The following is an 11695-nucleotide window of genomic DNA, read 5'->3' on the forward strand; positions in this document are numbered from 1 at the left end:
GGGGCCGCGTCGCGCTTACCCAAAAATCAAAGTCAGATATCTAGCCGCGCCATGGAAGAGTTGACGAGCCGGTGCGTCCGATTATCAGCTCCGCAAACATACATAATGTAAACAAGAGTAACGTGGACAAAACCGAAACTGCCGCCGCGGCGGTTGAGTTACCTTCATATTGCAGCGAAAAAACCATTACGCCGATCGTCTCGTGCCCTGAGGACCACAGGAGGGCGGACAGCGTCAACTCGTTCATCGCCGTCATTAGAATCAGCACCGCCCCTGCCGTGGCCGCTGGCGTGACCGAGGGCATAAAAATTCGCACTATCCGCCCCCCCAAACCGATACCTGCGATGCGGGCGGCTTCCTCCAGTCCCGGATCCCCGTTCTGGGCCGCAGCCACGACCGGGCGGAGCGCCAAGGGGAGAAACCGGGCCAGATAAGAGATCAGGATGATGGCCGAAGTGCCGTAGAGCGAAATCCCGATCAGGGGGAGCGGTGGCAGAAAGGCCAGGATCATCGCCAACGCAACGACCGTGCCGGGCACGACCCAAGGCACCTCGGCAGACAAGTCCAACAGGGTGGCGGCAGGGCTGGGCCGGCGCGTCAGCAGATAGGCCAGCGGCAGCGCCACGCCGACGCAGATCACAGCCGCCAGACCTGATAAGGTCAATGAGTTCAAGAACGCCCGGCTCACGGCCGGGTTGGACCACACCCGGACATATTGATCCAGGCTTGCCACCTGTATTGAAAAGGGCACACCGATCGCCGGGGTCAATGAGGTCAGAGTCAACGCAGCCAGCGGCAGGAGCGCGATGACAAGGACCACCATCCAGAGCGCCCCCTGCGCCCATAGCGGCGCGCGATGCGCGGGGGTGAATACCCGGCCTGCCTCGATGCGCAGGGTCAAGCGGTGCAAGGCAAGATGGCGCAGCAACAGTGCCACCCCTGCCAGCGCGGCGAGGATCAGTGCCAGTACCGCGACCTGCCCCGCGACCGCAGGGCCGAAGCCGTTCAGCCGCTGATAGATCAGTGTGGTCAGCATCGGCACCCGCCCCGGAATGCCCAGAAGAGCCGGTATGCCGAAATTGCCGACAGCCGCGGTAAAGGCCAGCAATGCACCCGCCAGCGCCGATGGATAGGTGAGCGGCAGAATGATCCGCATCAGCACCCGTCGGGGAGGAATTGCTGCAATGCGGGCAGCCTCGATCAGATCGGCGGGCACGGATTTCAGGCTGGCGCGGATGGCAATGAAGACGAGCGGCATATGCTCGATCCCCATGATCAGCGCGATACCGCTGCGGGAATAAAGAGGATTGCCCTGACCTTGCGCAGGCGCCAACCCTAAGGCCCTCAGGATCGGAGAGCCCGAGCCCATCAGTTCAATCCAGGACAGAGCCAGCGTCTGCGAAGGAATAATAAGCGGCATCAGAATCAAAAAGGACAAGACCGCCCGAAACCGCATCCGCATCAGCCCCACGGCCAGCGCCAGTGCACCGCCCAATACGACCGAGATCGCGACGGAGGCGAGCGACAAGGTCAGCGTATTCATAAACGCCCGCCCCGTTGCCCGTGCGGCCAGCGTGTCGCGCAGAACACCCAAAGGCGCCCCATCATCGCCGGGACGAAAGGCCGTCACCAGCACCTCACCCATGGGCCAGAGCGTGATCGCCGCCACATAGAGACAGAGAAGGATGGCCAGCAGACGCTCGCCATCCCCCGTGCGCCGGTCACCCAGCAGGTGCAGGTCAGCCGCCATAGAGGTCCGAGAACTCCATCTTGACGGCCTCTCCATCTGACAGCAGGCGGGCATTGTCGGCACCGATCAGCGTCAGCGTGGCGGGGTCGGGATAGCCCTCGGGCGCTGCCATGCCGTCGCGCAGAGGGAAATAGCCCTGCGCGACTGATTGGGCCTGTGCCGCCTCGGACAATTGCCAATCGACGAAGGCACGGGCGGCATCGGCGTTGTCAGTGCCCGCCATGATCGCCACAGGCTGGGTCACCGCCGTCACGCCCTCGGACGGAAACACGAAATCGACCGGGGAGCCCTGCGCCTTGGCGTTCATCGCCATGTATTCGACCAATACGCCATACGCCTTCTCGCCCCGCGCGACGGCCTCCAGCACGGTGCCGTTGCCTTGTCCTGCGACGGCGCCATTGTCCGACAGTGCTTCAAAATAGGTCCAGTCGAATTCAGGCTGCTGGACCATCGTGCCCACATGGATCGCCGCTGCACCGGAATAAAGCGGCGATGGCATGATCGTCATCGCCGCCGCCTCGGGCGTGGCCAGATCGGCCCAGGAGGTCGGCGGGCTGTCCACCAGATCGGTGTTGTAGACAATACCGGTGGTGATCAACTTCGTTGGAAAGAACATAGCATCCGCGTCCAGCAGGGCCGGGTCGATGCCCTCCACAGGGGCCTCGGGATAGGCCATCAGACGGTCGTCCTGCTTGAGCTGGGTCATCGCGACGGCATCTGCGATCAGCAGAACGTCGGCGGGGCTTTGGCCGGCGGCGAACTCCGCCTGCAGCTTGGCCATCACCTCGGTCGTGCCCGAACGGAAGATATCGACCGAGATATCGGGATGATCCTTGTTGAAGGCGGCGATGACCTCGGTCATCTGCTCCTGCGGTTGCGACGTGTAGATGGTCAGGGTCTGGGCCTGTGCAGCAAACGCGGTGGCGGACAAAGCGGTGGTCAGCATCAGGATACGGGTCATGACAGCCTCAAAGTTTGGGGAAAGGGGTCGGGCACGACCACGGGCGGGTCGGCGCACCAGCATCCGCGCGGATCGCGAAAGATTGTAATCCGCGCGCAATTCGTCGGGCGCAGAAACGGCAGATCAAGGACTGCCATCACTGAGCGGATGGTGCCGGAGTGGGCCACGATCAGGGGCGGTGCCTCTTGCGCGGCGGGGCCGGAGATGGCTGCACAGCCCTGCAGGATGCGATCATGAAACGCCTCGGGGCTTTCGCCGCCCTCGGGCGTGGCGTCGCGGTCCAGCATGGCACGGGGCGCGCCTTCCCAAATGCCCCAGTCGCGTTCGGCCAGCAGGGGGGCGGGCCGTATCTCCAGGTCGGGGCGCAGAGCCGCGATCGCTTGGGCCGTTTGCCAGGCGCGCTGCAAAGGCGAGGCAAAAAGGCGCCCGATGGGTCTATCGCGCAAGGTCAGCGCCACGTGCCCGGCCTGTGCGCGTCCCATGTCTGTCAGGGGTGCATCGGTCGCACCCGCAATCCGGTCATTGGCATTGTGTACTGTCTGGCCGTGACGCAGCAAATAAAAGCGGGGATGATCGAAGAGGCTCACCAGACCAGCCTCTCGCCCCGAGCAATAGGCCAGCCAGTCCGCACACGCAGATCGTCCGCGACTGAGGCTGCGCAAAACGCGGCCAACATCACCTGCGGTGCGGCGGATGCGACCATTTCGCTGGCCTGTGACAAGGTTGGATGCACGTTCCAGCGACTGAAGACAGCATGGCCCTGATCGATCAGGTCCTGCGCGGGACTGCCCGCAGCAACATGGCCGGTAAAGATGATCCGCGCACCGCCGGCGTCACGGATGCGCCCGGACAAGGCGTGCGCGACACCGCGTTCTGCATTGGGACCCGCGGCGATCATCGAGCCGGCAATCGGGCTGTCCGCATGCAGATCGGCTGCTTGGTCCAGCAGAGACAACGCGCTGCGACCTTGTGGCGTCATCCAGTCCGCGTGATCGCGCAGGATCCGTACGACACGACGATGCTCGGCGCAGATGCTGACCGGTAGACCGCGCTGCAGCAGCGTTGCGGCAATCTCCAGTCCGCGCCCGCCTGCGGGGCAAGGCAACAGGACAGGTCCGTCGATCTGGGACACGATCTGTTCGATCTGCACGGAAAGCGGCTGGTCCGCGACCCCGTACGAGGCGTCGATCACCATTGCTGCTGCGGGCGGGTAGGGCGCGGCACAAAACATCGGGCTTTCGGCACAGGCGTCCCCCGAATACAGCAGGCCGCCCTTGCCCCCGATCCGCATCCAGACCGCCCCCGGCGCATGGCCCGCAGGACCGGTCAGCAGGGCCACACCCAAGATCTGACCCAGTCCGTCAAGGGGCCGCGCCTGTTGCAGGCCGGGATGGCGGGCAAGCGCGATGGTGGGGCGGCTGGCGAACAACGGTGGGGCTCCCAGATCCGGCCACAGATCCAAGCCGCCTGTATGATCGGCATGACCATGGCTGAACAGGATCGCGTCAATGGGCGGTAGATCCCGCAGATCGGGCGCGCGGTCTTCGTCAGGCCCGCGGCCCAGGTCCAGAAGCAGATTACGATCCCCGATCTGAAGTAAGAAACAGGCGGGCCCCTTGCTGCCTACCCCCGATATGGCGCGCAGTTCAGGCATTGACTGCCTCGCGCCGTGCGCCGGCTTGCGAGGTTTTATCGGCATCGCGGCCGATCACCCAACCGCCGGTAATCTCCAGCCCAACCGGCGTGTGCGTGGTGAGCGGGCGATCGACTAAGAGGGTGAGCATCTGGTCGTCCAGCGCGTCGGTCAGAGCGTGGGTCAGATAGTGGCCGTGCTGAAAGCTCTGCGACAGAATGCGGGCGTGTATATGCCCGGGCCCGTCGCACAGACGCAGGTCTTCGCGGTGCAGGCACAGCCAGCCGGGGCCAGGTTGTGCTGTACCGGGCAGGCGAAGTGCCGCAGTTCCCACATGCAGGTCGCATATACCATCCAGCGTCCCGGTCACCTCTACTGGCACAGTGACACCGTGACCGATAAAGCGCGCCACCATCGGTGTTGCGGGACGGCGATACAGATCTTCAGGGCATCCCATCTGTTGGATCTGGCCCCTGTCCATCACGGCGATATGGGTGGCGACCGTCATCGCTTCGTCCTGATCGTGGGTCACGAGGATGAAAGTCGCTCCCGTTTCGGCATGCAACTGGCGAAATTGAACCAACATTTGCTGGCGGAGATGCGCATCGAGATTGGCCAGAGGCTCGTCCAGCAACAGCAGCCCCGGACGCAGTGCCAGCGATCGCGCCAGCGCCACCCGCTGTCGTTGACCCCCAGACAGATCCTGCGGTCGACGGTCCGCCAAAGGTAACAGACCCGTTGCGGTCAGCATCTGGTCCACGCGGGCGCGCCGTTCAGTCCCTTTCATGCGGCGTGACTGCAAGGCGAAGGCAATGTTACCGCGCACCGTCATATTAGGCCACAAGGCATAGGTCTGGAATACCATGCCCAGATCGCGACGCTCGGGCGGTACGAAATGGCCGGGCGCGGCAGTCAGTTGGTCATTAAACCGCAACTCACCCGCATCGGGCAGTTCCAGCCCGGCAATCAGGCGCAAAAGTGTGGTCTTGCCGCAGCCCGACGGACCCAGCAAAGCTAGAAACGAGCCCTGAGGGAGATCCAGATCAATTTGATTCAGGACGTTTGTAGTACCAAAGGACTTGCTAAGGCTGAATGCGCGAATATGCGGCATAGATACTCCGGATTTGGTCCTGACGTACGGGGTACGAATGTCATCTTTGTGACGATACGGCGATCGTTTGATGACTGGAGCACCGAGTTACATCCCAAGTAGCAAGCCTGCTAGCGTCAGGACTCGTTCTTGATCACAGCCAGAACAGAACGGTTGCGGCCAATGCGATTGCGGAAAGGTAGGTCTCCGGGCACCTGTCGTAACGTGTGGCGACACGTCTCCAGTCCTTCAGACGACCGAACATGATCTCGATGCGATTGCGCCTTCTGTAGCGGCGCTTGTCGTATTTCACGGTCTTCTTGCGCGACGTCCTGCCGGGGATGCAGGCTTTTATCCCTCTGTCCTGCAATGCTTTTCGAAGCCAGTCAGCGTCATAGCCCCGGTCTGCCAGAAACCAGTCGGCCTGCGGCAGGCTGTCCAGAAGCGCCGCCGCGCCGGTATAATCACTGACCTGCCCTGCCGACATGAAGAACCGGATCGGTCTGCCTTTCGCGTCGGTGACGGCGTGCAGCTTTGTGTTCATGCCGCCTTTCGTTCGACCGATCTGGCGACCGCGCCCCCCTTTTTCGCACGCAGGCTACAAGCCGTGCGGTGCGCCTTCAGATACGTCGCGTCGATCATGATCGTCTTGGGATCGGTGTCCTTTGCAGCCAGGCCGACCATGATCCGTGCAAAGACCCCGTTGTCACTCCAGCGCCTCCAGCGATTGTAGAGCGTCTTTGCCGGTCCATATTCTCTTGGTGCATCGCACCATCGCAAGCCATTGCGATTGATGAAAATAATGCCGCTTAGCACCCGCAAGTCATCCACTCGCGGACGGCCATGGCTCTTGGGAAAGAACGGGCGAAGGCGCGCCATCTGCGCTTCGGTCAGCCAGAACAAGTTGCTCATCGATCAGGTCTCCTTGCGGCGGCCTGAATCACGCAAAGGGCGTAAAATCAATGGGTCTGGAGCCTAAAGCTTTGGAGCAGTGCACATGATGGCGCCTGATCACGTCTGAAATGCCTGAATGGCAAAGATTACCGGCATGACCTTTTAAAACGGCAGAGCTTCGCTTGTGTCCGTTTTAAAAAATCATATGCGATGATCATCTCACTGCTGGCGGGGAAAGGTTTCAATACGGGGACAGGTCATACGCACCTCACGTGCAGATCATATTGCCGAAGGGTTTTTCAATAGGCTCTTCCTGAAGTTGAGAGGGGTAGCTCGTGCTACCCCTCTCATTTTCTGATCAATCAGTCAGTGCGACATAATCGCCAGCTGATCAGAGATCCTTGGCGGGACGAGCAGCGCTGTCTCCAGCCACGCGCTCGTCATCGATCTCGACTTCGGTATGGCGCAGCGTGTCCCGGACGGTCTCGGTGCGTTCGCTCGCTTCCGTCTCCAGGCTGATCTCCTCGACGACACGGGCTTCCTTGGACACGACAGCCTCTTCATGACGCTCGGTGGCCTCAACGGTTCGCTCGGCGAAGATGCCATCGCCGGGATTTACCGCGTGGTCGACAGGACGCCGCGTGACGTGGACAGTTTCATCGCGCAGCGTCACCTGCTCTTCGACAGGGGTCTCGACAACATAGGACCGGATGCGCACACGGCCATGATCGGTTTCCCGCTTCCCGACGCGCAGGTTCTCCTTCATGACCTCGATGGTGCCCTCATCGGCGCCCATAGCCGGGGTATCATAAGGTGCGGTAGGTGCAACACCTGCGGTGCTGCGTGCGGCAAGGGCCGCTGCACCGCCATCCCAGCCTTCGTTGCGCCATTCGGTCTCGCGTTGGTCCATGTCGATCGTCCCCTCGTCATCGAGGATGTCGATGATCCGGTCCCGGTTGGCCGCAGTGGTCTGCACCGACACCAGGTATCCGCCGCGATTCAGGCCTTCAGCATAGGTATGCTTGTCCTCGTCGGGCATGAAAAAATCGCCGAGGGCTTCGAAGAAGCCCCGGTCCTCGTCACGAGCGGTCGTGGTTGACACTGCAGTCGTGTCACGGCCTGCAACGATATCGATCTTTGAAGAGGACAGGCCTTCGGCCTCAATGCGACGAACGGCATTCTCGGCCTCTTCCCGGCTATCGAAGAAAGCGGTGATCTGCTGGTTATTGCGCTCGGTGGACATATTGTCAGTGAAAGACATTTCTCTGCTCCTGGTAAGGGTCCCGAACACTGCGTTGGGACCGGTTCGTTCGATGGTGGCAGTCTGTTTTCGCAGTTCGACGTCGATGCTCTTGGTATCGATCGACGTGATGGATCGAATATGAAGCTCCTCCTTCACCAGAAGGCGGATTTCGGTCACTGCGACTTCTTCAATGACGGGAACAACATACGTGTCGCCCTCGTAGCGGGGTTGGGGCGTTGGTTCGTCCTTCTCCAGCATGCGGTTCACCGCCATTCGTTCGATCACTGTCTCGGTCCTTGCGAGCTCGACAACTTCCTGATGGACATCAGAGGAAGTCGTCGCGCGGACCGTGACCTTTCCCGTGACCACGTCGTTGATGATGATCTTCGCGCGCTCCTCTGCGAGAGCGATGGTTTGCACAGAAGTCGTCTCAACTGATTGACTCTTCATGGGAAAGATCCTGTTCTTATCGACGAATGGGTCAGATAGTGCGGCGACGAGCCGTGACGACGGGCTCAACGACGCCCATCCGCCCACCGAACCATCCGGCCAAGGCACCCAGGATCAACACGACGGCTGCCAGAAGAGCACCACGCGTGGCAGCCTTCGTGGCCGTGTCAGCAGCCTCCGTCGCAGCAGCCTGCGCCGTGTCTACGGCTTCGGTGAACTGCGCTTGATACTCCTCGATCTGCTGCTGGGCTTCAGGAACGGGAATACCTTGTGCCTGGGACAGTGCCTGAGCCGCCTGACGGCGGGCCTGGTCGGCTTCAGCTTCGGTTCCGGTCAGCGCCGTACGCACTGCAGCGATGGCCGCATCACGAGCAGCTTCCGGATCGGCATCGGCTGGCACGGAACCGCGGATCCGCTCTTCAATCGCCGTGAACGGATCGTTGGGAATGGCCGAGCCGACGACGGAACTCGCAGTGTTGGCAGCACCCCCTACGACATTTCCGACCGTCCCGACCGCACCGCCGACAAGGCTCGTAACGCTGGAGCCGATCAGGTAGATCACGAAGATCGTGGAAACGGCCCAAGCCGTCAGGCCATGCCACCCGGCTGTTGACGGTTTGGGTTTGCCCGACAGACGACCAGCAGCCACACCACCCAACAAAGCTGCCAGGATGGTGGAAATGGCAAACCAGATCCCTGCACCGATCCCAAACGCGCTGGCTGTCGGATTGTCACCAGTGCCGGGGTCAAGCGTTGCCGCGCCCACTCCGACGCCGACCATGTTCAAGACGACCTGTGCGGAAACGGCGATAACCGCACCTGCAAAGATCGCCCCCCAGCAGACCTGATTGATCATCACCGAACGGGCATCCTCCGCGGGCGTCACCGCGCTCATTGAGATATCAGACGTCCCACTATCAGAAGAATATCCTGATCTCGTATCTGAGGTTTGAGCCATACTGCATTCTCGCTTTTCATAGGTTCCAGTGAATGGCCGGGCCGTCAGATACGAATTACAAAAAGTAAAAACCATTTACATTGCGCGAGGATAAAATGACGGCCCGTTCAGGGTACGATATGCACATTCGTCCCTTCATAGCTTGTTAACCAAGATGGCTTTAGGATGTTCCTTTAACAAAAGATACATTGGGAAGTTTGCTAAAGAAAAAGCTCGAACAATTAAGAGGGTACGTTTTTCGGCCCTCAGAGCCTGAACTATTCTGGCGCAACGCTGTTCTTCCGGCGACCGGTCGCATTCACCGGAGAGGCGAGGATTATCGCTTCAGCATCTCAAAGGACCCGGAACGGCATGGACGAACTGCTTGATGCAGACGGCGGGCTTGGACCGATCGTGACGAAACTCGAGGCCTGGACCGAGGGACTCATTCGGCTGACACCCAATCTGATCAGCGCCGTCCTTCTCCTGCTGGTCCTCTACGTCGTCGCTCGCGCATTCAGTTATAGCGTCAGTCGGACGTTGAGGTATCGCGGCAGGCCCGCACTTGCCAATGTCGGCTCCGCCCTGGTGCGGTGGTCAATCATGATCCTGGCCCTGCTTCTGGCCGCGACGATCGTTCTTCCCTCGCTCCGCCCCGGAGACCTTCTATCAGGACTGGGGATCGGCTCGGTGGCCATCGGCTTTGCGTTCAAGGATATTCTGCAGAACCTGCTCTCCGGTATCCTGATCCTTCTGCGACAGCCTTTTCGTGTCGGCGATCAGATCGTGGTCAACGGCTTTGAGGGAACCGTCGAAGACATCGAGACGCGGGCGACATACATCAAGACCTACGACGGACGGCGCGTCGTCATTCCAAACTCTCAGATTTATACGGGGACGTTCACGGTCAACACGGCGTTCGACTTCCGGCGGTCGGAATATGATGTCGGGATCGGCGCCAGCGATGACTGGGACAAGGCGATGCAGCTGATGGTCGAGGCCGCGGCGTCGACTGAAGGCGTTCTCGCCGATCCGTCCCCCGAAGCATTTCCCGTCGGTATCGACGCTTATCAGAACACCATCCGTCTGCGCTGGTGGACGAAGCCTGATCGCGCCAGCGTCATCCATACCCAAGGCCGGGTCATCCTGGCAGCCTTCAAGGCGCTCAACGGGGCCGGGATCGATATGCCCTATCCAACGCAGGTGCATCTTTGGCACGACCAGACAGAAGACACCGACGGTGATCGCAAAAGACAGCGCGAGGGGTGGCCCGCCGGCAGAGGCGATGTCCCGCGCTCCCGGTTCGATGCCGCGAAGGAGGCATCGAGGGAAAACCAATCGTCCAGGTCAGACTGATAGGGTCTCCATGATGAAATTTTCCTGATGAGGCGGGATTCACCCCGTCTATCTGAATGATCCACACATGTTGTTTTGTCCAAAAGCCACGATTGGCTCAAGAGTTACAAGAGCAGACCGATGCTAGAGAAACTGTCTGAAGCGCCTGATCCCTATATCCTTGTTCTGATGAGTTTCGGGGTGCTTATCGCCCTCGTGGCATGGCTGCCGCTGGTGCTTCGCCGCCTGCCCCTGTCGCTTCCGATCGTGTGCATTCTCATCGGGGTCGGGCTGGGGCTGGTTCCTGGGCTGCGGTTCGACCCCTCGCCTCTGAAGTATCCCGAGATCGCCGAACGGTTCTCCGAGTTCGTGGTGATCATCGCGCTCATGGGGGCAGGTCTGAAGATCGACCGGGTCCTGGGACTTTGGTCGTGGATGATCACCTGGAGGCTCATCTTCCTGACCCTCCCCCTGGGGATCGCGCTCATCGCACTTCTGGGTGGGACATGGCTTGCCCTGCCGTGGACCATGGCCCTTTTGCTCGGTGCCGTGCTTGCCCCGACGGATCCGGTGCTGGCCTCGGACGTCCAGGTCGGTCCGCCAAAGTCGGGTGAGGAAGATGAGGTCCGTTTCGCGCTGACCTCCGAGGCCGGCATCAATGACGGTGCCGCTTTTCCCTTCGTCCACCTGGCCATCATCCTGTCAGCAGCGGCCGTGACGCAGGAGCCCTGGCTCTGGGACTGGCTGAGCTACAATGTCCTGTGGGAAATCGGTATCGGTGTCCTGGGCGGCTATCTGATTGGCAAGCTCTTCGGGTGGATCACATTCCACATTCCTGCCGAGAGCAAACTGGCCCAGACTGGTGACGGGCTGATCGCGCTTGCCGCGACATTCATCTCCTACGGCTTCACAGAGACCCTGCACTCCTACGGGTTTCTCTCCGTATTCGTGACGGCGTTGACGTTCCGTCAGGCTCATCGGGATCACGATTTTCATACGGACATGCACGATCTGACAGAGCAGGTCGAACGGATCGCGATGATGATCCTGCTCCTCATGTTCGGAGGTGCACTGGCCAATGGACTGTTGGCAGCCCTTCGCCCGGTGGACATCGCAGGCGCGCTGCTCATCCTTTTGATCATTCGCCCCGTGACCGGAATGATCGGCCTCGGTGGCACGAAGGCGACGCTCGGCGAACGCTTGACCATCTCGTTCTTCGGGATCCGCGGGATCGGTTCGTTCTATTATCTGGCTTACGGCCTCAACCACATCGACGACCTGACGCATGCCCCGCGTCTGTGGGCTATCGTCGGTCTGGTGGTGCTGCTATCCATCATCATGCATGGCCTCACGGTGACCCCGATCATGAGGCGACTGGACCTCACGCACGGTCGTGACCCTG

The 11695-nt window shown here is 60.9% G+C and carries 10 protein-coding genes; 2 read left to right on the forward strand and 8 right to left on the reverse strand.

Annotated features, from left to right (window positions below; translation table 11 throughout):
• Positions 1–40: 40 nt before the first annotated feature.
• The 8 genes from TW83_RS16830 to TW83_RS16870 all read right to left on the reverse strand — a co-directional run bounded on the left by TW83_RS16830 (position 41) and on the right by TW83_RS16870 (position 8877).
• Complete coding sequence (locus TW83_RS16830) at positions 41–1750, reverse strand: iron ABC transporter permease (protein ID WP_045983937.1); 1710 nt, start codon at positions 1748–1750, stop codon at positions 41–43.
• The gene (locus TW83_RS16835) at positions 1740–2711 is read right to left on the reverse strand and encodes an ABC transporter substrate-binding protein (RefSeq protein ID WP_045983938.1); all 972 of its coding nucleotides are present in this window, start codon (positions 2709–2711) and stop codon (positions 1740–1742) included. The genes TW83_RS16830 and TW83_RS16835 overlap by 11 nt, the downstream gene beginning before the upstream one ends.
• Complete coding sequence (locus tag TW83_RS16840) at positions 2708–3298, reverse strand: histidine phosphatase family protein (protein WP_052714958.1); 591 nt, start codon at positions 3296–3298, stop codon at positions 2708–2710. The genes TW83_RS16835 and TW83_RS16840 overlap by 4 nt, the downstream gene beginning before the upstream one ends.
• A complete protein-coding gene (locus tag TW83_RS16845; RefSeq protein ID WP_084697667.1) occupies positions 3295–4410 on the reverse strand; it encodes an MBL fold metallo-hydrolase in 1116 nt (371 codons plus the stop codon). Before TW83_RS16845 ends, TW83_RS16840 begins: the two co-directional genes overlap by 4 nt.
• Entirely contained in the window at positions 4358–5455 is a 1098-nt protein-coding gene (locus TW83_RS16850; RefSeq protein ID WP_045983939.1) for an ABC transporter ATP-binding protein, read from the reverse strand. The genes TW83_RS16845 and TW83_RS16850 overlap by 53 nt, the downstream gene beginning before the upstream one ends.
• Positions 5456–5588: 133 nt before the next feature.
• A protein-coding gene (locus TW83_RS20140) for an IS5 family transposase (RefSeq protein ID WP_157001717.1) occupies positions 5589–6346 on the reverse strand; the annotation gives its coding sequence in 2 pieces (ribosomal slippage) (positions 5589–6028 and positions 6028–6346; 759 coding nt in all).
• Positions 6347–6719: 373 nt separating this feature from the next.
• Positions 6720–8021 carry a DUF2382 domain-containing protein gene (locus TW83_RS16865; RefSeq protein ID WP_084697669.1) on the reverse strand — a complete coding sequence of 434 codons (1302 nt, stop codon included), beginning with the start codon at positions 8019–8021 and terminating at the stop codon, positions 6720–6722.
• 31 nt (positions 8022–8052) lie between these two features.
• Positions 8053–8877, reverse strand: coding sequence for a PhnA-like protein (locus TW83_RS16870; protein WP_204245796.1), 825 nt, complete (start codon positions 8875–8877; stop codon positions 8053–8055).
• Between the two features lie 453 nt (positions 8878–9330).
• On the opposite strand from TW83_RS16870, the gene TW83_RS16875 reads away from it, so the two are divergent.
• Together TW83_RS16875 and TW83_RS16880 are read left to right on the forward strand one after the other, a co-directional pair.
• Positions 9331–10314 (forward strand): mechanosensitive ion channel family protein, encoded by a 984-nt coding sequence (locus TW83_RS16875; protein ID WP_045983943.1) that lies wholly within the window; start codon positions 9331–9333, stop codon positions 10312–10314.
• Positions 10315–10434: 120 nt separating this feature from the next.
• Positions 10435–11695 (forward strand): cation:proton antiporter (locus tag TW83_RS16880; RefSeq protein ID WP_045983944.1); only part of this gene is annotated, 1261 nt, incomplete at its 3' end.

Origin of the sequence: Paracoccus sp. S4493 (genome assembly GCF_000967735.1) — a bacterium.
GTDB lineage: Bacteria > Pseudomonadota > Alphaproteobacteria > Rhodobacterales > Rhodobacteraceae > Paracoccus > Paracoccus marcusii.

Coding starts and splice junctions, on each gene's coding strand:
- TW83_RS16830 (WP_045983937.1), bottom strand. CDS start 1,750: ATGGCGGCTGACCTGCACCTGCTGGGTGACCGGCGCACGGGGGATGGC.
- TW83_RS16845 (WP_084697667.1), bottom strand. CDS start 4,410: ATGCCGATAAAACCTCGCAAGCCGGCGCACGGCGCGAGGCAGTCAATG.
- TW83_RS16865 (WP_084697669.1), bottom strand. CDS start 8,021: ATGAAGAGTCAATCAGTTGAGACGACTTCTGTGCAAACCATCGCTCTC.
- TW83_RS16875 (WP_045983943.1), top strand. CDS start 9,331: ATGGACGAACTGCTTGATGCAGACGGCGGGCTTGGACCGATCGTGACG.
- TW83_RS16870 (WP_204245796.1), bottom strand. CDS start 8,877: ATGATCAATCAGGTCTGCTGGGGGGCGATCTTTGCAGGTGCGGTTATC.
- TW83_RS16850 (WP_045983939.1), bottom strand. CDS start 5,455: ATGCCGCATATTCGCGCATTCAGCCTTAGCAAGTCCTTTGGTACTACA.
- TW83_RS16835 (WP_045983938.1), bottom strand. CDS start 2,711: ATGACCCGTATCCTGATGCTGACCACCGCTTTGTCCGCCACCGCGTTT.